This window comes from Kitasatospora sp. NPDC043949 (assembly GCF_056435365.1).
In genome coordinates this window covers 1-21,638 of the sequence record NZ_JBWKEQ010000064.1, presented here as the reverse complement: position 1 = coordinate 21,638, position 21,638 = coordinate 1, and the positions used below count along the sequence as shown (strand labels likewise).

General features: G+C 74.0%; 27 protein-coding genes. 15 read left to right on the top strand and 12 right to left on the bottom strand.

The genetic code is table 11. The features are described from left to right. Positions 1–326 precede the first annotated feature (326 nt). A complete protein-coding gene (locus AC07AL_RS33940) occupies positions 327–803 on the top strand; it encodes a hypothetical protein (RefSeq protein WP_363589746.1) in 477 nt (158 codons plus the stop codon). Between the two features lie 68 nt (positions 804–871). On the opposite strand, the gene AC07AL_RS33935 is transcribed toward AC07AL_RS33940, so the two are convergent. The 3 genes from AC07AL_RS33935 to AC07AL_RS33925 all read right to left on the bottom strand — a co-directional run bounded on the left by AC07AL_RS33935 (position 872) and on the right by AC07AL_RS33925 (position 1,896). Continuing rightward, positions 872–1,372: an NUDIX domain-containing protein gene (locus tag AC07AL_RS33935; protein WP_478319275.1), complete on the bottom strand. Its 501-nt coding sequence runs from the start codon at positions 1,370–1,372 to the stop codon at positions 872–874. Positions 1,373–1,447: 75 nt separating this feature from the next. Then, entirely contained in the window at positions 1,448–1,699 is a 252-nt protein-coding gene (locus AC07AL_RS33930) for a hypothetical protein (protein ID WP_400810445.1), read from the bottom strand. Continuing rightward, positions 1,696–1,896, bottom strand: a complete 201-nt coding sequence (locus AC07AL_RS33925; RefSeq protein ID WP_387982939.1) for a hypothetical protein — start codon at positions 1,894–1,896, stop codon at positions 1,696–1,698. The genes AC07AL_RS33930 and AC07AL_RS33925 overlap by 4 nt, the downstream gene beginning before the upstream one ends. Positions 1,897–2,012: 116 nt before the next feature. On the opposite strand from AC07AL_RS33925, the gene AC07AL_RS33920 reads away from it, so the two are divergent. The 4 genes from AC07AL_RS33920 to AC07AL_RS33905 all read left to right on the top strand — a co-directional run bounded on the left by AC07AL_RS33920 (position 2,013) and on the right by AC07AL_RS33905 (position 4,007). Next, positions 2,013–2,855, top strand: coding sequence for a helix-turn-helix domain-containing protein (locus tag AC07AL_RS33920; protein ID WP_478319274.1), 843 nt, complete (start codon positions 2,013–2,015; stop codon positions 2,853–2,855). Further along, positions 2,840–3,046, top strand: coding sequence for a DUF397 domain-containing protein (locus AC07AL_RS33915; RefSeq protein WP_363589197.1), 207 nt, complete (start codon positions 2,840–2,842; stop codon positions 3,044–3,046). Before AC07AL_RS33920 ends, AC07AL_RS33915 begins: the two co-directional genes overlap by 16 nt. Positions 3,047–3,147: 101 nt before the next feature. Further along, entirely contained in the window at positions 3,148–3,738 is a 591-nt protein-coding gene (locus AC07AL_RS33910) for a DUF5919 domain-containing protein (RefSeq protein WP_363623924.1), read from the top strand. Between the two features lie 77 nt (positions 3,739–3,815). Next, positions 3,816–4,007 carry a DUF397 domain-containing protein gene (locus AC07AL_RS33905; RefSeq protein ID WP_400810451.1) on the top strand — a complete coding sequence of 64 codons (192 nt, stop codon included), beginning with the start codon at positions 3,816–3,818 and terminating at the stop codon, positions 4,005–4,007. 96 nt (positions 4,008–4,103) lie between these two features. Here AC07AL_RS33905 and AC07AL_RS33900 read toward each other — a convergent pair whose 3' ends face one another. From AC07AL_RS33900 to AC07AL_RS33890, 3 genes are all read right to left on the bottom strand, one after another. After that, positions 4,104–4,604 (bottom strand): hypothetical protein, encoded by a 501-nt coding sequence (locus AC07AL_RS33900; RefSeq protein ID WP_363589191.1) that lies wholly within the window; start codon positions 4,602–4,604, stop codon positions 4,104–4,106. Positions 4,605–4,676: 72 nt separating this feature from the next. After that, positions 4,677–5,156, bottom strand: coding sequence for a hemerythrin domain-containing protein (locus tag AC07AL_RS33895; RefSeq protein ID WP_400810453.1), 480 nt, complete (start codon positions 5,154–5,156; stop codon positions 4,677–4,679). A gap of 334 nt (positions 5,157–5,490) precedes the next feature. Further along, positions 5,491–6,390: an MBL fold metallo-hydrolase gene (locus tag AC07AL_RS33890; protein ID WP_363623917.1), complete on the bottom strand. Its 900-nt coding sequence runs from the start codon at positions 6,388–6,390 to the stop codon at positions 5,491–5,493. A gap of 150 nt (positions 6,391–6,540) precedes the next feature. Between AC07AL_RS33890 and AC07AL_RS33885 the strand changes: the two genes are divergently transcribed. Next, positions 6,541–7,014 (top strand): MarR family winged helix-turn-helix transcriptional regulator, encoded by a 474-nt coding sequence (locus AC07AL_RS33885; RefSeq protein WP_363623915.1) that lies wholly within the window; start codon positions 6,541–6,543, stop codon positions 7,012–7,014. 508 nt (positions 7,015–7,522) lie between these two features. Here AC07AL_RS33885 and AC07AL_RS33880 read toward each other — a convergent pair. Next, positions 7,523–8,164: a TetR/AcrR family transcriptional regulator gene (locus AC07AL_RS33880; RefSeq protein WP_478319273.1), complete on the bottom strand. Its 642-nt coding sequence runs from the start codon at positions 8,162–8,164 to the stop codon at positions 7,523–7,525. Between the two features lie 145 nt (positions 8,165–8,309). Here AC07AL_RS33880 and AC07AL_RS33875 point away from each other — a divergent pair, with 145 nt between their 5' ends. Continuing rightward, positions 8,310–9,011, top strand: a complete 702-nt coding sequence (locus AC07AL_RS33875; protein WP_363589182.1) for an SDR family oxidoreductase — start codon at positions 8,310–8,312, stop codon at positions 9,009–9,011. Positions 9,012–9,077: 66 nt separating this feature from the next. Continuing rightward, a complete protein-coding gene (locus tag AC07AL_RS33870; protein WP_478319272.1) occupies positions 9,078–9,500 on the top strand; it encodes a tautomerase family protein in 423 nt (140 codons plus the stop codon). 166 nt (positions 9,501–9,666) lie between these two features. On the opposite strand, the gene AC07AL_RS33865 is transcribed toward AC07AL_RS33870, so the two are convergent. After that, entirely contained in the window at positions 9,667–10,002 is a 336-nt protein-coding gene (locus AC07AL_RS33865; RefSeq protein WP_363589178.1) for an ArsR/SmtB family transcription factor, read from the bottom strand. A gap of 111 nt (positions 10,003–10,113) precedes the next feature. Here AC07AL_RS33865 and AC07AL_RS33860 point away from each other — a divergent pair, with 111 nt between their 5' ends. Continuing rightward, positions 10,114–11,310: an MFS transporter gene (locus AC07AL_RS33860; RefSeq protein ID WP_363623903.1), complete on the top strand. Its 1,197-nt coding sequence runs from the start codon at positions 10,114–10,116 to the stop codon at positions 11,308–11,310. Between the two features lie 49 nt (positions 11,311–11,359). On the opposite strand, the gene AC07AL_RS33855 is transcribed toward AC07AL_RS33860, so the two are convergent. Then, positions 11,360–11,764 (bottom strand): nuclear transport factor 2 family protein, encoded by a 405-nt coding sequence (locus AC07AL_RS33855; RefSeq protein WP_363589174.1) that lies wholly within the window; start codon positions 11,762–11,764, stop codon positions 11,360–11,362. 212 nt (positions 11,765–11,976) lie between these two features. On the opposite strand from AC07AL_RS33855, the gene AC07AL_RS33850 reads away from it, so the two are divergent. Continuing rightward, a complete protein-coding gene (locus AC07AL_RS33850; RefSeq protein ID WP_363589201.1) occupies positions 11,977–12,384 on the top strand; it encodes a MarR family winged helix-turn-helix transcriptional regulator in 408 nt (135 codons plus the stop codon). Positions 12,385–12,587: 203 nt separating this feature from the next. Here AC07AL_RS33850 and pgm read toward each other — a convergent pair whose 3' ends face one another. Then, positions 12,588–14,228 carry a phosphoglucomutase (alpha-D-glucose-1,6-bisphosphate-dependent) gene (gene pgm, locus AC07AL_RS33845; protein WP_478319271.1) on the bottom strand — a complete coding sequence of 547 codons (1,641 nt, stop codon included), beginning with the start codon at positions 14,226–14,228 and terminating at the stop codon, positions 12,588–12,590. A 128-nt stretch (positions 14,229–14,356) separates the two neighbouring features. Next, positions 14,357–14,656, bottom strand: a complete 300-nt coding sequence (locus AC07AL_RS33840; protein WP_063352966.1) for a YciI family protein — start codon at positions 14,654–14,656, stop codon at positions 14,357–14,359. A gap of 279 nt (positions 14,657–14,935) precedes the next feature. On the opposite strand from AC07AL_RS33840, the gene AC07AL_RS33835 reads away from it, so the two are divergent. Further along, a complete protein-coding gene (locus AC07AL_RS33835; protein ID WP_478319270.1) occupies positions 14,936–15,310 on the top strand; it encodes a hypothetical protein in 375 nt (124 codons plus the stop codon). A gap of 63 nt (positions 15,311–15,373) precedes the next feature. Next, positions 15,374–16,864 carry an FAD-binding protein gene (locus AC07AL_RS33830; RefSeq protein WP_400810465.1) on the top strand — a complete coding sequence of 497 codons (1,491 nt, stop codon included), beginning with the start codon at positions 15,374–15,376 and terminating at the stop codon, positions 16,862–16,864. Positions 16,865–16,947: 83 nt separating this feature from the next. Here AC07AL_RS33830 and AC07AL_RS33825 read toward each other — a convergent pair whose 3' ends face one another. Beyond that, on the bottom strand, positions 16,948–18,453 hold the full coding sequence (locus AC07AL_RS33825; RefSeq protein WP_400810467.1) for a multicopper oxidase family protein: 1,506 nt from the start codon (positions 18,451–18,453) through the stop codon (positions 16,948–16,950). A 258-nt stretch (positions 18,454–18,711) separates the two neighbouring features. Here AC07AL_RS33825 and AC07AL_RS33820 point away from each other — a divergent pair, with 258 nt between their 5' ends. From AC07AL_RS33820 to AC07AL_RS33810, 3 genes are all read left to right on the top strand, one after another. Further along, positions 18,712–20,091 (top strand): pyridoxal phosphate-dependent decarboxylase family protein, encoded by a 1,380-nt coding sequence (locus AC07AL_RS33820; RefSeq protein WP_478319269.1) that lies wholly within the window; start codon positions 18,712–18,714, stop codon positions 20,089–20,091. An 87-nt stretch (positions 20,092–20,178) separates the two neighbouring features. Beyond that, complete coding sequence (locus AC07AL_RS33815) at positions 20,179–20,844, top strand: hypothetical protein (protein ID WP_478319268.1); 666 nt, start codon at positions 20,179–20,181, stop codon at positions 20,842–20,844. Beyond that, complete coding sequence (locus AC07AL_RS33810; RefSeq protein ID WP_478319267.1) at positions 20,841–21,536, top strand: DUF6875 domain-containing protein; 696 nt, start codon at positions 20,841–20,843, stop codon at positions 21,534–21,536. The genes AC07AL_RS33815 and AC07AL_RS33810 overlap by 4 nt, the downstream gene beginning before the upstream one ends. Positions 21,537–21,638: the final 102 nt, after the last annotated feature.

The following is a 21,638-nucleotide window of genomic DNA, read 5'->3' as shown; positions in this document are numbered from 1 at the left end:
CTGTTTTTTGTGCACCCTCTCCCCCCCCCCCCCCCCCCCCCCCCCCCCCCCCCCCCCCCCCCCCCCCCCCCCCCCCCCCCCCCCCCCCCCCCCCCCCCCCCCCCCCCGCCGTTCTGTGCCCGTCCGTCGTCCGTCCGTCGTCCGTCCGGCCCGTGGGTGAGGGGCGGACGACGGGACGAACCTCAGCCGAACGGATGAACCTCCGCCACCGCCAGGCCCGCCGAGCCCGCGCCGCCCGCACCGGCACGGTAAGACAGGCCGGGCCCCTCTGCGGTGACACCGGTGTGATCGTTCCTGGCGCCGCCCACAGCCGAAGGAAGTAAGAGATGCGCGAAACCAAGCACAAGGCCCGAGCGGGTGCCGCCGCCGGCATCGCACTGCTCGCCCTCGCCGCCCTGTCCGGCTGCCGCCAGCCCCACAGCGGTGGCAGTCAGGACGTGCAGGCCGCTACGGCCGCGCCCTCCGAGGACGCTGCGAGCAGCGGTGAGATCGCCGTGCTGGAGCAGCCGACGCTGCCGCCGCCGTCGTCCGTCGCCAACGACCAGGAGAAGCGCAAGCAGGTCACCATCGGCACCTGCGAGGCGACCAAGGACGGCTGGCGCGCGGCCGGCACCGCGGTGAACCCCGGCGGCCGGGACGCGGACTACCGGATCGTCGTCTACTTCACCTCGGCGAAGGCCACGGTGCTCGCCCTCGGCGACACGGCGGTGAACGTCAAGGCGGGGCAGAGCGGCGCGTGGGAGGTGCGGCAGGCGTTCCACGCGCCGCAGGGGACCCTGTGTGTCCTGCGGGGCGTCAGCTGAGCGCCCACTGCCGGGGCCGGGTTCGGGTTCGGGTTCGGGTGTCGGCGAGGTAGCTGCCGCCCGGCGTTCTAGCGCGGTGGGGGCCGGTTCTCGTCGCAGGTGGTGCGTTGGCCGTGGAGGAGGAGGGGGACGGCGCGGTTGGCGAGGGCTTCGGCGGCGCGGGCGGCCTGGGCGGGGGCCATGACGTCCGGGAGTTCGTGGGCGGGGACGAAGCGGGCGCCGAACAGGCCGCTGCGGTGCCGGGGCGGGACGGTCAGGCGGGCGGCGGCGTGCTCGGTGACGGTCCCGCCGTCGAAGACCAGGTTGAGGCGCTCCAGGTAACGGTCGGCGGGGGTGAAGTCGACCGCGAGGACGTCCGCGAGGCGCAGGTTAAGGCCGGTCTCAGCGAGGAGGTGACGCGCGGCGGCGAGGTTGGGCGGCTCGTTGGGCTGGGCGGCGCCGCCCGGGAGGATCAGGCCGTCCATGTAGTCCGGGTCGACGAGCAGGACGTCGCCGCGCGGGTTGCGCACGAGGACGAGGCAGCCGAGCCGGCACACCGGCGGCTTGGCGAGCAGACGGGGGTCACGCATCGGACGGTTCACTTCCTGAGGGCGGCGAGGAGTACGAGGGAGAAGCCCGCCCACCAGAGCAGGCGGACGAGGAGTTCAGTCGTCATGCGTCAGGCGCTCGTAGCGCAGCCCCTTGCGCAGCAGGTCCACGACCCGCAGGAGTTCGGACGGGCGGGCGCAGCCGAGGCCGATGAGGTAGCAGCCCGTCCTGCGGCCGTACTCCCAATCGACTTCGACGGAGGGCAACTTCACCCCGGCCAGGGCGAGGACGGTGGTCAGGTCGTCCAGGACGTCGGCCGCCTGGCGCCGCTGGTCGGCGGTGGCGCGGTTGAGGGCGGCTCCCATCATGCCCCCACCTGCCGCCGTGCCTCGAACCCCCGCCACGCACTGAAGGCGGCGGAGAACGAGGAGAAGGAGGCCAGCTCACCCGAGGTGCCGCTGCGCAGCCACTCCCCCGTCGTCTCGTTCCGCACCCGGTAACACCGGCCCTCCGGGTCCCAGCGGACCCCGTAGCCGTGCAGCCGGGGCACTTGGACATCGCCCATGGGAGTAACCTTCCGCGATCAGAGTTTCACGTTCTGTGCACATGGTGGCTCTGTGTCGCCTAGCATCGGAAGTGGCAGACGACTTGACCTCAGTGGTCTGGAGAGTTGGAGCAGCCATGGTGAACATCAAGGAAATTGACCCGCAGTCATCTCCCTGGGCTCCGTTCGGGGTCCAACTCCGCAGGTCACGCAGGGCGATGGGGCTCAAGCAGGAACAGCTCGCGCGCAAGATCGGAGTCCACCCGTCCTACGTCTCGTTCGTCGAACTTGCGCAGCGACCGCCGAGTGAGAAGTTTGCTACCAAGGCCGACGAGGTCCTGCAGACCGGCGGGACCCTGCTGCTGATGTACTGGCAGCTCAAGCACACTGCCCTGGTCCCGGGCTTCCCCGAGTACGCCAACTACGAGTCGACCGCGGAGCAGATCAAGCTCTTCGAGATCAACGTCATCCATGGCCTTCTGCAGACCAAGGCATACGCCACTGCTTGGGAGCAGGGGAATATCAGGCGAGGCACAGCCACTCCGGAGCAAGCCGAAGAACGCATCAACTACCTCCTCACCCGGCAGCAAACCCTGCACCGAACGCCTCCGCCGATTCTGCACGCGGTGCTGGACGAAAGCTGTCTCAGGAGGACCATCGGCGGCCGAGACGTCATGATCGAGCAACTACTCCACCTTGAAAGACTGGCCAGTCAACCCAGGATCTTCATCCAGGTGGCTCCCTACTCTCTCGGCGAGAGCAGGCCGTTCACTCGCGTAGTAACCATGCTGATGCTGCCGACACGCAAAATGATCGCCTACAGCGAGACCGAGCAGCGCGGCTACCTCGACCGCGATACCGAGTCGATCGCAGCCTTGCTCAGGGACTACGATCAACTGCTGGCCGAGGCCAAGAATCAGGCCGACTCAGTAGCTATGATCCGCTCGGTACGGAGGGACCTTGAATGGACGTCAAACTGACTCGCGCTTCCTGGCGCAAGAGCTCCTATAGCGGCAGTGGCGGTCAGTGCGTCGAGGTCGCCGACGGCTTCACCGGACTCATGCCCGTCCGCGACTCCAAAGACCCCGACGGGCCCGTCCTCCTCTTCCCCTCCCCCGCCTGGCAGGCCTTCGTCACCGCCATCCACGCCGGCGAGTTCGACGCCCGGTAGCAGCAACTCCGGCCCCGACGCCCCGATCCAGGGCGGCGGGGCCTTCTCAACCCCTCCACCCGGTTCAACCCGCCGCCGTGACCTCAGGGGGTGATGAACGGATGATCTGGCCCAACACCGTCCGGGCGAACGTCAAGACCGGGCACGACCGGGAGGTGTTCGCCGTCTACCCGTACCGCTCGGCCTGCCCGCAGTCGGTCTGGGCGCAGCTGATCGCCGAGGCCCGGTCCGACATCTTCCTCGCCGGCTACACCAGCTACTTCGTGTGGCTGGAGCAGCCCGCCCTGTTGCAGACTCTGCGGCGCAAGGCCGAGAGCGGCTGCCGGGTCCGGTTTCTCCTCGGGGATCCGGTCTCCGACACGACGCGTCAGCGGGAGCAGATCGAGGACGTGGCGCTCACGGTGTCCACCAGGATCAGGGTCACCCTGGAGAACCTGGCCAAGCTCTCCGGCACCGAGGGCATCGAGGCCCGGTTCAGCGCTCCGGACGACGGCCCGAACCACGTCGGCCTCTCCGTCTTCCGCTTCGACGAGCACGCCCTCGTCACGCCCCACCTCGCCCGCACCGTCGGCCACGACTCACCCCTGATGCACCTGCGGCGCAGCGAGGAGAACGGCATGTTCGACCGCTTCGCCGAACACGTCGAAGAACTCTGGTCCCGGGGCAGCGACATCCGTTCCGGCCCGCGCTGACACCTGCGTCTAACCCGGCGCCGGAGTGGGAAGTCATCCCCATCGACTTTCCACTCCGGCCGCAGGAGGCAACCGCGATGGACACCACTTGGCGCAAGAGCAGCTACAGCGGCGGCGGAGGCGAATGCGTCGAGGTCGCCGACGGCTTCACCGGTGTGCAGCCCGTCCGGGACTCCAAGGACCCCGGCGGGCCCGTCCTCCTCTTCCCCTCCCCCGCCTGGCGGGCCTTCGTCACCGCCGTCAGCGCGGGTGAGTTCGACGCCCGGTAGCGGCAATTCCTGGGTGGAACAAAGGAACTGTTGGGTACTGGTGACAGCCTCGTCTCGGCCGTCCAGTCGCCCGTGGGGTCCGTGTGGACGCGTGCGTCAGTGGTCGGGGGTGTGGGCAGCGGGGCGGACGGCGTCGGGCAGCAGGTGGAGTTCGTAGGGTGTGTAGCAGTCCGACATCTCGCTTCCGACCACGGCGCCGCAGTGGCAGGCACGGTTGGGTGGGCCGTCGCCGGGGGCTCCGCAGCAGCTGGGTGGCCCGGTCGTTGTTGTGTGCCAGGTGAGGCCGGTCCCGTCCTCGGGGTGCAGGACGAAGGTGTTCCGGGGTCCGGCCGAGACGACGACCGTTCCGTCGAAGTCGCTGATGCACGGGCCGCCGGGGTAGGCGGGAGGCCAGTCGTCCTGGTCCTCGGCCGGGACGAACGGCGGCCCGTGCGGCTGCGGATCGACGGCGTAGTGGCCACGGGGCATGGTGGGCGGGGCCTGTCGCCGGCCGTTGACGAGCTCGCCCTCGAACAGGTGCCGGGCAGGAACCGCCGGGAGGGGCTCAAGGTCGGCCGTGAGGGCCTCGCCGCAGGCGGCGCAATGAAAAATCGTCATCGCGGCATGTCTACAGCGCAGGCCCTCACGTCACAACATAATTCCGTTCCCCCGCAGGCAGGGGCTCGCTCGTCAGCCGAACCGGAACACCTGGTCGGGCCAGCCGCCGTCGGGTACCGCGCTGTCGAGGGCCTCGCTGATCGTGCGTTCCTCGTAGGCGAAGTGGGATTCCATGATCGCGGTGAGTCCGTCGAGTTCGCGCCCGACCGCTTCCAGCCCGTCGCCGGGCGATTCGGCGGCGTGGTCGGCGAGTTCGCGCACCCTGGTGAGGATGGCGGCGATCATCTCGTGGTCCTCGACGAGCTTGGCGACCGTCCCGGCGAGCTGCGGGCGTTCGCGCAGCAGGTGGGCGAACATGCCCTCGTCCTCGCCCTGGTGGTGTGCCGTCAGCGCGGCGCAGAAGGCCAGGCAGTGGGTGCGCAGTGTGTCGTCGCCCGGGCGGCGCTGTCCGATTCCGGCTCTGATCCGGCCGATCCGGCGGCGCAGTTCCTGGTGCGCTTGGGAGAGTTGAAGGCTCAGGGCGACCGCGCGGTCGCCGTCCTGGGAGGCCACGGGAGGCGGTCCCTTCGGTTCCGCACCTCCATGCCTGACGCTGTCCGTCACCGGCACGCGATGCTCGCGCCATCCGATCACGGGCCGCGGCGCCACGGCAAGCGCCGTCGTGGGTGGGTGCCGAAGGCTTCCCCGGACATCGTGGCCCCGCGGCCGGCTTCCGGCGGGTTTCCGAGCGCGGTCGAGCGGCATGCGGGTGGTGACGGCGGGGGCTCCGGCGTCGCCTGACGTCCGCGGCGATGCCGGAGCCGTGCGGGATCCGCGCCGAAGGCCGGCGGCCGGGCGGGCGCGGTGGACACCCCCGAAGGGGCCCCGGGCGGGGCCCGGGGGCCGGTCAGGCGTCCAGCGGGTGCCAGGCGGGGCCGGGGCCGTCGTGGCGGACGCGGCCGAAGACGACGTCGGCGAAGTGGACGCCGAAGCCGATCGTGTCGGGTTCGGCGAGTTCGGCGACGAGGCGGCGGCGGGATTCGACCGCGCGGGCCGGGTCGTGGTCGACGGACACGGACCACTCGGGGTGGTCGACCTGGACGGGCGAGTGCATGGCGTCGCCGAAGGCGATCAGCCGTTGCCCGCCCGCGGTGACGGTGTACTCGGCGTGTCCGGGGGTGTGGCCGGCGCCGACGTGCACCCGGACGCCGGGGAAGACCTCCTGCCCGTGCGCGACCGTGCGCACGCGCGGGGCCAGGACGGCGGCCCCCTCGACCGCGCCGGGCCCGTCCGGCCGGGCGAGGTGGCCGGCCCATTCCGCCTCGGACACCAGGTAGTCGGCGTGGGCGAAGGCCGGCCGGTCGCCGCCGGGGGCGGGATGCCAGGCCCAGCCGGTGTGGTCGGAGTGCAGGTGGGTGAAGGCCACCGCCTCGATGTCGTCCGGCCGGCGGCCGAGTTCGGCGAGGTTGTCGAGGAGCGCGCCGCCGTGGCCGGGGCCGTGCGGGACGCTCGGGTCCGCCGGCAGCGAGCGGGGCCCGAAGCCCGCGTCGATCAGCAGGGCGCGCCCGGCGTGCTCGACGAGCAGCGCGCCGACGGTCGCGACGAACTGGCCGGAGGCGTCGAGGTACTGCGGGCGCTCCGCCCACGTCCGGTCGGTGGTCTCGGGCAGCCAGCCGCGCGGCGGCAGCAGGACGACGCCGTCCGGCACGAAGGTCACCTTCGTGTCGCCGAGCTGTACGGAGCGGATGCCGGAGGGCCGTCGCAGCCGCTCGTCCCGGTGGGCCGCGTCGGCTTCGAAGTTCGCCATGGTCCCTTCCCCTCTTCGGTGTCGGTCCGCCGCCGGGCCGGTGGCGACGGCGGCGGGCCTTGCCACCATAAGCATCAAGCTAGAAAGATTCAAGGCATAAAGGTTCAAGTGATAAATATGATGGCTTGATGGACTCGCTAGGATGGAGCCATGACGACGCCCCCCCGACCGCAGGCCACCCCCGAATGGGAGCTGTGCGGCCTGGTGAACGGGCTGGCCCAGCAGATCGCCGACCACGTCCGCGAACGCGCCGTCACCCTGGGCCTGACCGCGCCCCAGGCGACCGCGCTGCGGGAGATGACCGGGCCGCTGACCATGCGCGAACTCGCCCAGCGCATGAACTGCGAGCCCTCCAACACCACCTTCGTCGTCGACCGGCTGGAGAAGCAGGGCCTGGTCGAGCGCCGACCGCACCCCACCGACCGCCGCGCCAAGCACCTCGTCCTCACCGCCGAGGGCGCGGCGCTGCGCACGCGCCTGCTCGCGTTCCTCACCCAGGACTCGCCGCTGGCCGGCCTCACCGCCCCCCAGCAGCACGCCCTCCGGGACCTGCTCGAACTGGCCACCCGTCTCTGCCCCGGCCAGCCGCCCGGCCCGGCCGGAGGCCGCCCGCCGGGCCGGTAGATCGGCGCGGGCCCCGCACTCCCCCGGCGCAGCGGCCAGGTCCTGTCCGGTCGGCAGGGCGCGCGCCGGGTGTCGGGAACGCCGGGTGACCGTGTTCGCGTGGGCGGCCTGCGACCGCCCCCGATCGCCGGACCGCTGACCAGACTGCCCGGCTTCTTCGCCCTGGAACCCGGGCCGTGGGGCGCCCCGCTCGCGCCCTCCGACGCATGCCTGCCGGTCTTCGCCGGGGGTCCCTGCGTCGGCGATCCGGACGGCGCCGGGTTCCCGGTGTTCCGCGGGGCCCCGGAACACCGTGGTCCTGCACCCCGATGACGCACCGTCACTCCAGCCGCATCCCGGCGGGAGGCATTCCCGGGGGTGCTGCGGCCCCGCCGGCCCGAGCGGCATGAACCAGCTGTGCCCCCTGCGGCGCGAAGGCGGGCACGCTGATCAGCGAGTGCAGCACCGCGTACGAGCCGCACCCGGACCCCGGCCGGGTGCGCGCGATCACGGGCTGGGCCTGCGGGCCCTACGCGGACGGCGCGCCCGTGTCCGCGTCCGCGGCGGGGGTGGTGGTCAGGCGGTGGCGGGCCGCGGTGAGGAGTTCGTCGGACAGGGCGGGGTCCTCGCTGGCGCGGGCCAGGAGGAGGGCTCCGACCATGGTGGACAGGTCGGCGAGGGCGCTCTCGCGGTCGGCGGCGTCGGGCAGGTGCTGGAAGCCGTCGGCCAGGTCGCGCAGTCCGGCGGTGAAGGCGGTGCGCAGCGGGGAGCCGGGTTCGGCGCGGGCCGCGTCGGCGGCCAGGGCTGCGGCGGCGCAGCCCTGGCCGGGGTTGTCGCGGTGGGGGGCGGAGAGGTAGCGGGCGAGGAACTCGGCGCGGGGGGTGGGGTGTTGGGGCGCGGTCGGGTCGGCGGCGGCCGGGTCGGGGGTGGGGTCGTCGGCGAGGCGGTCCATGGCTTCGCGGCGTTCGGTGAAGGCGGCCGTGAGGGCTTGGGCGACGAGGTCGTCCTTGGAGGTGAAGTGCCGGTAGAAGCCGCCGTGCGTCAGGCCTGCGGCGGCCATCGCCTGGGGGACGCTGACCTGGTCGGAGCCCTGCTCCCGGATCAGTCTGGCGGTGTGGTCGATCACCTCCTGGCGGTGGCGTTCGGCCTCGGCCCGTGACACGCGGGGCATGCCTGCGTTCCTTTCCTCGTCCTGCGGTGGTGGTGGTCCTACTTTCCCATCCGGGCTTCCCCATCCAGTTTAGATGATGGTAATAATCTAAACGTTGCGGTACCCCGGCTGCGGGCGCCGCCTTCCGAGAGCGAGGAACACGCACATGACCGTGATCGACGGCTCCACCGCCCTGGTCACCGGAGGCCTGCGCGGCCTCGGCCGGGCGTTCGTCGGGGAACTGCTGGCGCGCGGCGCGAAGAAGGTCTACGCCACCGCCCGCACCCCCGTGCCCAGCGAGGACGGGCGGGTGGAGGTCCTCGCCCTGGACGTCACCGACGACGCCTCGGTGGCCGCCCTGGCCGAGCGCGTCCAGGACGTCGACCTCGTCTTCAACAACGCCGGCGTCCTGTACCCGGGAGCGCTGCTCACCGGCGACCTGCGGCAGGTCCAGGCGACCTTCGACACCAACGTCCTGGGCCCGCTGCGCATCGCCCGGGCCTTCGCGCCGGTGCTGGCGGCCCGTGGCGGCGGAGCGCTGGTCGACATCCACTCCGCGCTGTCCTGGGGCGCGGGCGCCGGCGCCTACGGCGCCTCCAAGGCCGCCCTGTGGTCCCTGACCAACTCCCTGCGCCTGGAGCTCGCCGCCCAGGGCACCCAGGTCGTCGGCGTGCACCTGGGCTTCGCGGACACCGAGATGGTGGCGGCCCTGCCCGTCGACAAGATCCCGGCCGCCGAGGTGGCCCGCATCGTCCTGGACGGCGTCGAGCGCGGCGATCGCGAAGTCCTCGTCGACGACCTCACCCGGGCGCTCAAGTCCGCGCTCCCCGGCCCGGTGGAGGGCCTCACCATCCCCATCCGCCGCTGAACCGCACCCCGCCGAAACCCGTCGAAACCCGCCGGCCACCGCCGGCCGACACCGAGGAGAACACCCATGCCCCTGTGGCACGTCTACCACCCTCCCGGCACCTACACCCCCGGGCAGAAGCAGCAGCTCGCCGCCGACATCACCGGGTTCTACACCCGCTTCGGGCTGCCGAAGTTCTACGTGATGACGCTCTTCCACGAGATCGGCGCCGACTCCTTCCACGTGGGCGACCAGCCCGCGCACGACGCGGTGCGGATCGTGGTCGAGCACATCGCCCGGCACACCGAGGACCCCGACCTGCGCAAGCGCACCCGGGAGGCCCTCGCCGCCCTCCTCGCGCCCCACACCACCGGGCGCGGCCTGTACTGCGAGTTCCACATCGACGAGACGCCCCGGGACCTGTGGATGATCAACGGGATCGCCCCGCCCCCGTCCCAGAGCGAGGCCGAACAGCTGTGGGCCCGCGAGAACCGCCCGACCCCCTACTGATTCCCTGCCGATCCCCTGCCGATCCCCTTCCGACCTCCTGTCGACGGACGCCCCGGCACGGCGCCGCCACGAGAAGTCGGACAGGTCGACTTCCCACTCCAGGACCCACCGACCCGGCACCCCGCGGGCGGTGGGTCCTGGCGGATCCAGGCAGGTTCAGGCAGGTTCAGCCGTCGAGGGCGGCGGGCGCACCGGCGAGGAGGGCGTCGAGCAGGCCGGGGAAGCGGGCGTCGAGGTCGGTGCGGCGCAGGCTGACGAAGCGGTTGCGCCCGGCGACGCGGGTGGTGGTGACGCCGGCCTCGCGCAGGACGCGCATGTGGTGGGAGACGGTCGACTTGTGGAGGTGGTCCAGGCCCAGGTCGCGGGGGGCGCAGGAGTGTTCGGCGCCGTCGGCGTAGCTGAGCAGCAGGGTCATCCGGACGGGGTCGCCGAGGGCGTGCAGGACCGTGACGAGGTCGATGTCGGCGGTGGCGGGCTGGGGCAGCCGCTCGTCTTCGGTCATGGCGCGTGGTCCTCGTCGGCTGGACATTGGTTTGACAATCATCCACCCATCCCTAGTGTTTGACGAGCGTCAAACTGTTGCCCTATCGTCAAACAATCGGGGGGCTTTCCCATGCCCGTACGCCTGCTCCTGCTCGCCCTCGGCACCTTCGCCATGGGCACCGACTCGATGGTCGTCGCCGGCATCCTCGGCCCGATCGCCGCCGACCTGGGGGTGTCCGTGCCGGCCGCGGGCCAGCTGGTCACCGTCTTCGCGCTCGGCTACGCGCTGCTGGCCCCGGTGCTGGCCGCGCTCACCGCCCGCTGGCCGCGCCGGCGGCTGCTGCTGACCGCGCTCGCGGTGTTCAGCGCGGCCAACGCGCTCAGCGCGCTCGCCCCCGACTACGGCCTGCTGCTGGCCACCCGGGTCCTGGCGGCGGCCGGGGCCGCGCTGTACACGCCGACCGCCAACGCGGTGGCCACCACCCTGGTCGCCCCCGAGCGGCGCGGACGGGCGCTGGCCACCGTACTGGGCGGGATGACGGTGGCCACCGCGCTGGGCGTGCCGCTGGGCACCTGGGTGGGGCGCGGCGACTGGCGGATGACGATGTGGCTGGTCACCGCGCTGGGCGTGGCGGCGCTGGCGGGGCTGGCGCTGCTGCTGCGCGACCTGCCGGCGCCGGTGGCGGCGCCGGGGCTGCGGGCGCGCCTGGCCCCGCTGGGGCAGCGGCGGGTGCTGGGGGCGGCGGCCACCACGCTGGCGTTCTTCCTGGCCTTCCAGTGCGTCTACATCTACCTGGCCACCGCCGTCTCGGGGGCGACCGGGGGCGACGCGGACCGGCTGAGCCTGGTGCTGCTGACGGCGGGCGTGATGTCGGTGGCGGGCAGCTGGCTGGGCGGGCGCCTGGTGGACCGGGTCGGGGTGCGGCGGGTGCTGCTCACCGGCTCGACGGTGGCGGCGGGCGCGTTCGCCGCGCTGCCGTGGCTGGGGCGCAGCATGCCGGGGGCGCTGGTGTACGCGGCGGTGGTGCCGCTGGCGGGGTGGGCGGTGTCGGTGGCGCTGCCGCACCGGCTGGCGTCGATCGATCCGGGGAACGCGCCGCTGCTGATCTCGCTGAACAGCAGTGCGCTGTACCTGGGGACGGCGGCCGGGGGTGTGGCGGGCAGTGCGGCGATCGCGGTGCTGGGCGGGCGGTGGTTCCCGTTCGCGGCGGCGGGGCTGGCGCTGGTGGCGGCGGTGACGGCGGCGGCGACCACGCGGGACGCGCGGGCGGGTGCGCCGACGGAGGAGGAGGCGACGGTGCCGGCGCCGGCACCGTCGCGGTCCTGATCCTCGGGCGGGCGGGGTCTCAACGGGCGGGGTCTCAGCGGGCGGGGCCTCAGCGGGCGGAGCCGAGGTTGCGGTCGGCCTCGGCTCCGGCGAGCAGCAGGGTGGTCTCCTCGATGCGGCGCAGGCGCCCGCAGGGGCCGTACTGGCCGAAGAGGTAGACCTCCATGGAGACCTGGGTGCCGTCGGTCTTGAGGACGTCGACGGTGTGCCGGGTGGCGGTGCGGTCGCCGTCGTGGAGTTCCTCGTGGACCTCGACGCGGCCGGAGGCGACCACGGCGCGCAGGTGGCGGATGTGGTCGGTGAAGGCGGCGCGGTCGTCCCAGCGGCCGTCGGTGCGCTGGCGGTAGTCGGGGGTGAAGTGGCGCTCGACGGCGGTCTCCAGGTCGAGGCCGGGGGTGAAGAGCAGGTCGTCGAGGGCGGCGGCGATGGTGGTGCGGGGGGCGGTGGCGGGCATGGGGGTTCCCTTCTCGGAATCCGACAATGCGTGCGTGGCGCACGCTTCATGGGATGAGCGTACCCCAGGAATGCGTGCGTCGCGCACGCTATGATCGGGGGGTGGACCACTCCCCCGAAATCCCCGACCCCGGCCCCGACCCCGGCCCCGACCCCGACCCCGGCCCCGTTCCTGAAACTGCCTCCGGCCTCGGGGACGCCGTCGCCCAGGCCCTGGCCGTCCTGCTGCGCCGCCCCGCCCGCGCCGCGCTCTACCGGCGCCTGACCGAGGGCCTGGGCGAGGCGGTGGACGAGGTCACCTACCCCGTGCTCTCCGGCCTGGCCCGCACCGGGGCGCGCAGCGCCGCCGACCTGGCCGCCGAGATCGGCCTGGACCGCTCCGGGGTCAGCCGCCGGGCCACCCGTCTGGAGGAGGCCGGGCTGCTGCGCCGCGCGGCCGACCCGCGCGACCAGCGCGCCACCCTGCTGACCCTGACCGGCGCCGGCGAGCGCACCGTGGCGGTGATGCGCCGGCGCCTGGCCGGCGGCATCGAGGAGGCGCTCGCCTCCTGGCCGCCCGGGGAGGCCGAGGCGTTCGCCCGGTCGCTGCGGCGCTTCACCGAGCAGGGCCCGTTCGGCTGAGCACGGGGCGAAGGGGCGGCGGAGCGAAGGAGCAGCGGGGCCAAGGGGCGCACGGGGCGGCGGGGTTAAGGGGCGGCGGGGTTAAGGGGCGGTGGGGTTAAGGGGCGACGGGGCGCGCGGGACAGCGGCTTGAGGGAGACGGGCCCGGAAAACGCGGGTGCCCCGGGCCGGGGAACCGGTCCGGGGCACCCGCGGGCGCGGGATCAGGCGCCGAGGACCTCGCCGACCAGGGCGCGGGCCTCCTCCTGCACCCGGGCCAGGTGGCCGGTGCCGAGGAAGGACTCGGCGTAGATCTTGTAGACGTCCTCGGTGCCCGAGGGACGGGCCGCGAACCAGGCGTTGTCGGTGCACACCTTGATGCCGCCGATCGGTGCCCCGTTGCCGGGCGCCTCGGCCAGCACCGCGGTCACCGCCTCGCCGGCCAGCTCGCCCGCGGTGACCTGCTGCGGGGAGAGCCGGGCCAGGCGCGCCTTCTGCTCGCGGTCGGCCGGGGCGTCCACGCGGGCGTAGGCGGGGGCGCCGTGGCGCTCGGTCAGCTCGCGGTAGTAGGCGCTGGGGGTGGCGCCGGTGACGGCGGTGATCTCGGAGGCCAGCAGGGCCAGCAGGATGCCGTCCTTGTCGGTGGTCCACACCCCGCCGTCGCGGCGCAGGAACGAGGCGCCGGCCGACTCCTCGCCGCCGAAGGCGATCGAGCCCTCCGCCAGCCCGTCGACGAACCACTTGAAGCCCACCGGCACCTCGACCAGTTCGCGCTTGAGGTCGGCGGCGACCCGGTCCAGCATCGAGGAGGACACCAGCGTCTTGCCGACCGCGGCGTCGGCGGGCCAGTCCGCGCGGTGGCGGTACAGGTAGTCGACGGCCACCGCCAGGTAGTGGTTGGGGTTCATCAGGCCGCCGTCGGGGGTGACGATGCCGTGCCGGTCGGCGTCCGCGTCGTTGCCGGTGGCGATGGCGTACTCGTCCTTGCGGCCGATCAGGGAGGCCATCGCGGACGGCGAGGAGCAGTCCATGCGGATCCTGCCGTCCCAGTCCAGCGTCATGAACCGCCAGGTCGGGTCGGTGACCGGGTTGACCACCGTCAGGTCCAGGCGGTGCGTCTCGGCGATGCGCGCCCAGTACGCCACCGACGCCCCGCCCAGCGGGTCCGCGCCGATGCGCAGCCCGGCCGCGCGCACCGCGTCCAGGTCGAGCACGGCGGGCAGGTCCTCGACGTAGGTGCCCAGGTAGTCGTGGCGCCCGGTGGTCGCCGCCGCCAGCGCCCGCGCGTACGGGACGCGCTTGACGCCGCGCAGGCCCTCGCGGATCAGCTCGTTGGCGCGGTCCTGGATCCAGCCGGTGGCCTGCGAGCCGGCCGGGCCGCCGCTGGGCGGGTTGTACTTGAAGCCGCCGTCGCGCGGCGGGTTGTGCGAAGGGGTGACGACGATGCCGTCCGCCAGCGCCCGGGGGCTGCGCCGGTTGTGGGCCAGGATCGCGTGCGAGACCGCGGGCGTGGGGGTGTAGCCGTCGGCCGCGTCCAGCAGCACCTGCACGCCGTTGGCGGCCAGCACCTCCACCGCCGTCACCTTCGCCGGCTCCGAGAGCGCGTGCGTGTCGGCGCCCAGGAACAGCGGTCCGGCGATGCCCTGTTGGGCCCGGTACTCGCAGATCGCCTGCGTGGTCGCGGCGATGTGGTCCTCGTTGAACGCGGCGTCCAGCGAGGACCCGCGGTGGCCCGAGGTGCCGAACGCCACCCGCTGGCCGACCTCCTGAGGGTCCGGGTTCAGGGCGTAGTACGCCGTCACCAGCCGCGCCACATCCACCAGGTCATCCGGCTGCGCCAACTGCCCGGCCCGTGCGTGTGCCATCCGTCTTCTCCCGCCAACTTCCCGTACGCGTCCTTGCCCCGTGCCACCGATCGTAGCCAGAACGCGACCGTGCCCCGAACCGCGAGGCGGGGCGGGGCACGGCGGGGCCGGGGTTCAGGGGCCGGGGTTCAGGCGGGCAGCTGCTGGCGGTAGGCGTCCAGGGCGGGCGCGGTGGTGGTGGCGAGGAACTCGGTCACCGTGTAGGCGACCAGGCCCTCGCGGGCGAAGGGGTCGGTGCGGGTCAGCTCCTCGACCGCGGCGCGGTCCTCGCCCAGCGCGATGATCACCCCGCCCTCGCGCGGCACCTTGCGGCCCGAGGCGAGGAACGTACCGGCCTCGTAGTGCCCGCGCAGCCACTCCACGTGCTGCGGCAGGGCGGCGTCGATGCGCTCCAGCGGGGCGGTGTACGTCAGCTCAAGTACGAACATGCGACCAGGCTAGCCCCGCACGGCAGGGGCCTCGCGGCCGGGGCTCGCGGCGTGTACCGGACCCCATTGTGCCAGTTCAGCGGGGGGTTGCGGTAGGACGCAGAGCACCCGGATCACGCCTTGCCGGGGGGCGGGCGCAGCCCGCAGACTCGTCCGCATCCACTCCTTCGGCCACGCGCCGGCCCCCTGCCCAGGGCGGCCGGGGCGCGCGCCGTGCTGCGCACGGGCCGTACGGCGCCGGGGGCGGTGGGCGGTGAACGGACGAAGGGGGACGCGGGGATGACGGTGCACAGGGACGTGACGCACAAGGACGTGGCGCGCAGGGACCTGGTGCTCAAGGCGCGGGTGCGGCTGCTGAGCCACAACGAGTGGGTCCTGGACGCCCCGGAGGGGCTGTGGGTGTACCGGGCGCTGTTCCCGGTCAGCCCGCGCGTGTACGCCTACAAGCTCGCCCACGTGCTGTGGACGGCGGCCGCCTCGCCGCGGGTGGCGCACCTGCCCGAGGCGCGGCGGGCGCTGCTGGAGGAGGCGCGGGCCGCCTGCGCGCACATCCCTGCCGGCGCCCCGGCCCACCAGGTGCGGATGCGGGAGTACGTCGTGGCCGCGCTGGCGGGGCTGGAGCGGGAGCAGCAGGAGGGGCGTGCGGGGAGGTAGGTGGTCGCGGGGTGGTTGCGGTACAACAATCCCTATTTGACGACTGATCGGAGAAGTTCTCGTATGAGCAGTTCAGGTCTGTCCCGCCGCGCACTGATCGCCGGCGCCGGCGCCGCCGTCGTCGGCTGGAACACCGCCGCCCGCGCCTGGGCCGCCGAGCCGGGCGAGAACGTGGATCAACTGCCCGCCCTGGACGGCACGGTGGCCCTGCGGGGCGCCGAGGTGGAACGGTTCTCCTCCGACTTCGGGCACCTGGTCACCGCCTCGCCCCGCGCGGTGCTGCGCCCGGCCTCGGTGCGCGACGTGCAGAAGGTGGTGGCCTTCGCCCGGCGCCACCGCATCCCGGTGGCGGTCAACGGGCAGAGCGGCGACCAGGCGGTCGTCGGCGACGGCGGGCTGGAGTCGCACTCCAGCTACGGCCAGGCCAACCCGCGCGGCGGCATCGCGATCGACGCGCGGGGGCTGTCGCGGATCGTCTCCGTCGAACCCGGGCTCGCCGTGGTGGAGGCGGGCGCCACCTGGGCGCAGCTGACGGACGCGGCGCTGGCGGCGGGCTGGATGCCGCCGTGCCTGACGGACTACCTGCACCTGTCGGTGGGCGGGACGCTGAGCGTGGGCGGCATCGGCGGGGCGGTGCAGCGCCACGGGCTGCAGGCGGACACCGTGCGGTCGCTGGACGTGGTGACCGGCACCGGCGAGCTGGTGACGGCCTCGCGCGAGCACAACCGGGAGCTGTTCGAGGCGGTGCTGGCCGGCGGCGGGCAGGTGGGGATCATCGTGCGGGCCACGCTCGCCCTGGTGCCGGCGCGCGAGCGCGCCACCGTGTTCACCCTGGCCTACGACGACGCGGACCTCTACCGCGCGGACCAGGAGAAGGTGCTGGCCCAGGGCCGCTTCGACCTCCAGGTCGGCAACGTGGTGCGCAGCGCGGACGGGCAGCGGTGGCGCTACACGGCGGAGCTGGTGGCCTACGGGGACGCGGGGCGGGCGGTGGACCGGGAGGCGCTGCTGGCGGGGCTGCACGGGGTGCCGGGCGAGACGACGGTGGTGGAGCAGAGCTGGCGCGAGTACGCGTTCCGGGTGGACGCGTTCGCGGGGTACCTGCGCGCGGCCGGGTTCTGGGGGCTGCCGAAGCCGTGGCTGAGCCTGTTCCTGCCCGCCTCGACGGTGGGGGTGTTCATGCGGGAGGCGACCGCGCTGCTGACGGCGGCGGACCTGGGGGCGGGGCTGCTGCTGTTCTACCCGTACGCGCGGGCGCGGGTGGGGGCGCCGCTGGCGGTGCTGCCGCAGGAGCCGGTGGGCTGGCACTTCGACCTGCTGGCGTTCCCGGCGCCGGGGGCGGACACGGCGGCGATGCTGGAGCGCAACCGGCGGCTGTACGACCGGGCGGTGGCGCTGGGCGGCAAGCGCTACCTGATCGGGGCGGTGCCGGGGATGACGGGGGCGGACTGGCGGCGCCACTACGGCGGTCTGTGGGAGCGGGTGGAGCGGGCCAAGCGGCGGTGGGATCCGGCGGGGATCCTGGCGCCGGGCCAGGGCATCCACGCCGGCTGACGGCCGGGCCCCGGGCCGCCCGCGGGGGGCGGGCGGCCCGGCGGGGGGCGGGCGGCCCCCGCCGGGGGGCGAGTAAAAGGGGGTCAGGTGATCTCCAGCTGCGCCATCATGCCCATCGCGGAGTGGTCCAGCAGGTGGCAGTGGTAGGGGTAGCGGCCTCGGTAGGAGTCGAAGAGGGCCTGGAGGCGCACGCTCTCCCCCGGCAGCAGGCGCACGGTGTCCTTCAGGCCGGACTCCGCCGGGCCGGGCGCGGCGCCGTTGCGCGCCAGCACCCGGAACTGCACCAGGTGCAGGTGGAAGTTGTGCGGGACGTCCTTGTTGGCGTTGACGACCGTCCAGATCTCCGAGGTGCCGAACGCCACCGAGGCGTCCACCCGCGCCGGGTCGTACACCTTGCCGTCGATCAGTCCGAGCGGGGCGGCGCCGGGCTTCTCCTGGTACTCCAGGACCACGGTGCGCTCGCGGGCCGCCGCGCCCAGGGCGGGCAGGGTGCGCAGCTGGGCGGGGACGCGGCTGGGGTCGTCGGCGGCGCGGGTGATGTCGAAGCGCAGGACCTGGCCGACGTGTTCGGCGGGGCCGGGGGGCATGGAGTTGGTGAGGACGATGCTGGAGCCGACGGGGTAGCGGGAGAAGTCGACGACGACGTCGGCGCGCTCCCCGGGGGAGAGGTCGACGGTGTCGGTGACGTGGGGGCGTTCCAGCAGGCCGCCGTCGGAGCCGATCTGGGTGAGGGGGCCGCCGTCGGCCAGGCGCAGGGAGAAGAAGCGCAGGTTGGAGGAGTTGAGCAGGCGCAGTCGGTACTTGCGGGCGGCGACCTCGACCTTGGGCCAGGGGCGGCCGTTGGCGAGGATGGTGGTGCGGTTGAGGGGGTCGTCCATGCGGTAGACGAGGCGGCCCTGGGGGTCGAAGCGGGCGTCGCGCAGGGCGATGGGCAGGTCGTAGCGGCCGGCGGGCAGCGGCAGGGCGGCTTCGGTGGCGTCGGTGATCAGGTAGGTGCCGGCCAGGCCCCGGTAGACGTGCTCGGACTCCAGGTGGTGAGCGTGGTCGTGGAACCACAGGCTCGCGTGGGGCTGGTCGTTGGGGTAGGTGTAGGTGCGGGTGGCGCCGGTGTCCAGGAGGTTCATGGGGCCGCCGTCGGAGGCGACGGGGACGCGGGCGCCGTGCAGGTGGACGGAGACGGGGTCGTCCAGCAGGTTGGTCTGGCGCACCACGACCGGGCGTCCGGAGCGGGCGCGGATGACGGGGCCGGGGAAGGCGCCGTTGTAGGTGAGGACGTCGGTGCGGTGCCCGGGCAGGATGCGGGCGTAGGCCTTGAGCATGGTGACGGCGTAGGTGTCGGCGGCGCCGTCGGTGGAGACGGGGGCGAGCACCGGGGGCAGGGGCATCGCGGCGGTGAACTTCGGTGCCAGGGTGGGGCCGGCGTCGGGGCCCGGGTCGGCCTCGGCGGCGGAGGCGTCGGGGCCCGGGTGGGTGTGGGCGGCCGCGGCGGCGGTCTCGACGGAGGCGGCCGGGCGCAGGGTGGTGCGCATGAGCAGGACCCCTCCCCCGGTCGCCAGGGCGGCGCCGATCATCCTGCGTCTGGTCACCATCGCGCGTCCTCCTGCTGCCGGCCCGGTGTGGCGGTGTGCCCGTGCGGCCCCGGCGGGTGGGGCGGGGGCGGGTTCCGGGGGTGATTGCAGCAGCGGATCCTTGCGCCGGGTTGGGGTCCGGCTGAGGCCCGGTGGACCGCGCGGGGCGGGTTGCGGGCGGGGCGCGCGGTGAGCTGCGGGTGTTGCGGGCCGCTTGCGGCGGGCGGTCACCGTGGCTCGCAGAACACTGGAGGATCCCTCGAAGGGAAGGGCCGGAGCGTGGACCTGCGGTACTGGCTGCCGAGGGCGGCCGAGGTCGCCGAGCAGTGGGGAGAGCGGTTCGGGCCGTACAGCCCGCATCCCTCGCACCAGGTGGACGACGCGGACTTCGCCGCCGCGTTCGAGCGCTTCGCCAAGCGCCTGGAGCACAACTACCCGTTCTTCCACCCCCGTTACGCCGGGCAGATGGTCAAGCCGCCGCACCCGGCCGCCGTCGTCGGCTACCTGACGGCGATGCGCTTCAACCCCAACAACCACGCCTACGAGGGCGGGCCCGCCACCAACGACATGGAACGCGAGTGCGTCGCCCAGCTCGCCGCCATGTTCGGCCTGCCCCGCCACGTCGGCCACCTCACCAGCAGCGGCACCATCGCCAACCTGGAAGCCCTGTACGTGGCCCGCCAGAGCCACCCCGGGCTCGGCGTCGCCTACAGCGCGCAGTCCCACTACACGCACAGCCGCATGTGCCACGTCCTGGGGGTCGAGGGCCACGCGGTGGCCTGCGACGCGGACGGGCGCATGGACGTCGACGCGCTGGCCGCCCTGCTCGCCACCGGCCGCGTCGGCACGGTGGTCGTCACCGCCGGCACCACCGGGCTCGGCGCCGTCGACCCGGTGCACGAGGTGCTGGCACTGGCCCGCCGCCACGGGGTGCGGGTGCACGTGGACGCCGCCTACGGCGGGTTCTTCGCCCTGCTGGCCACCGACGACGCCCAGGCCGCCGCCCTCGGGCTGGACCCGGCGCCGTGGCGGGCCATCGCCGGCTGCGACTCCGTCACCGTCGACCCGCACAAGCACGGCCTCCAGCCCTACGGCTGCGGCGCGGTGCTGTTCGCCGACCCCGACATCGGCCGCCACTTCGCCCACGACTCCCCCTACACCTACTTCACCGACGCCGAACTGCACCTGGGCGAGATCAGCCTGGAATGCTCGCGCGCCGGCGCCGCGGCCGCCGCCCTGTGGCTGACCCTGCAACTGCTGCCGCTCACCCCCCAGGGCCTGGGCGCCGTCCTGGCCGGCGGGCGGCGCGCGGCCCTGGCCTGGGCGGATCTGATCGAGGACAGCCCGCACCTGACCCTCCACCAGCGCCCGCAGCTGGACATCGTCACCTACCACCCCACCCCGGGTGGGGCGCCGATGTCCGCCGTCGACGCCGCCAGCCGGCACGTGCTGCGCCAGGGCATGGCCGACGAGCAGGACCCGCTCTACCTGAGCCTGCTGCGGGTGGACGCCGCCGACTTCACCCGCCGCCACCCGGCGGCCGCGGCCGACGCCGACGGGGCCTCGGTGCTGCGCAGCGTCCTGATCAAGCCCGAGGCCGAGGACCACCTGCCCGCCCTGCACGCGCGCCTGACCGCGCTCGCCACCGCCCGGCCCTGAAGCCCGCCGCCCCCGTACGAGCGCACCCCCCCGTACGACCGCCCCGCCGCCCCGCCGCCCCGCCGCCTGTCTGCCGAGGAGTGTCCGTTGACCACCGCCACCGTCCCGCCGGGCGCCGCCCTCGCGGCCCCCGCGGTCCGCCCCGCCCGACCCGAGGAGGCCCCCGCCCTCGCCCGGGTGCTCGCCGCCGCCTTCCACGACGACCCGCTCACCCGCTGGGCCTTCCCCGACGACGCCCACCGCGCCCGCATCCTGCCCGCCTTCTTCCGCGTCCACGTCGACCAGTGCCTGGCCCACGGCGGCGCCCTGACCGCCCAGCACCCCGACGACCACGCCCCCGTCGGCGCGCTGCTCTTCCTGCCCCCCGGCGTGTGGGAGCACCCCGGGGGGCAGGACCAGGCGACCGCCCGCGCCCTGGACGCGGCCGTCGACGCCGACACCCACCCCGAATCCGCCCGCCGCCTGGCCGCCATCACCCGCCTCCAGGCCCGCCGCCACCCGCGCCACCGCCCCCACCACTACCTGGCGTTCGTCGGCGCCCACCCCGACGCCCGCCACACCGGCACCGGCACCGCCCTCCTGCGCGCCTTCCTGGCCCGCGTCGACCACGACGGCCAGGCCGCCTACGCCGAGACCAGCTCCCCCGGCGGCGCCCGGGTCTGCGGCGCCGGCGGCTTCACCCGCTTCGGCGAGGCCATCGCCCTGCCCGCCGGCGGCCCCCGCCTGACCCCCGTGTGGCGGGGCCCCCGATGACCACCCACACCCTCGACATCGACACCGCGCTGCGCATCGACACCGCGCTGCGCGTCTACTCCGCCGAGCAGATCGACGCCGGCGCCGCCGACCACCACCCCGAGGCCGCCGAGATCCTCGCCTGGAGCCGGCGCTTCCTCACCACCGCCCACCCCGACCTCGGGCGCAGCGGCCCCGTCTGCCCCTACACCCAGCCCTCGCTGCGCCGCGGCCTGTTCCACATCGCCGTCGCCGACACCGGCGCGGACGGCGACCTGCCCGCGCTGGTCGGCGAGCTGCGCGCCTGGTACGACCGGCTGCTGGCCGGCCTGACGGAGGAATCGGACCGGGAGCTGCTGACCGTGCTGCTGGTGCTGCCGGGCCTGGACCGGGCCGACTCCACCGCGCTGGACGAGGCGCAGCGCAAGGCCAAGGACGAGTTCGTCGAACAGGGCCTGATGATCGGCCAGTTCCACCCCGTCTGCGAGGAGGGGGGCCTGTGGAACCGCTCCTTCAGGCCGCTGCGCGCGCCCGTGCCGCTGCTGGCGGTGCGCAAGCTCCTCGTCTTCGACCTGCCCTTCCTCGTCGACGACGAGGCCCACCTGGCCCACTACCTGGCCCGCTTCGCCCCCCAGGTCCCCGCCCGCATCCGCGACCAGCTGGTCTCCGGCATGACGGAACACCGCAGGACCGCCCGCCTGACCGCCGCCTGAGCCGCGGCCCCCCTGGGGGGGGGGGGGGGGGGGGGGGCGGGTGGGGGGGGGGGGGAAAGGAAAAAAAGCCGGGGGGGGGGGGGGCGCGTTTGAAGGGGCTCC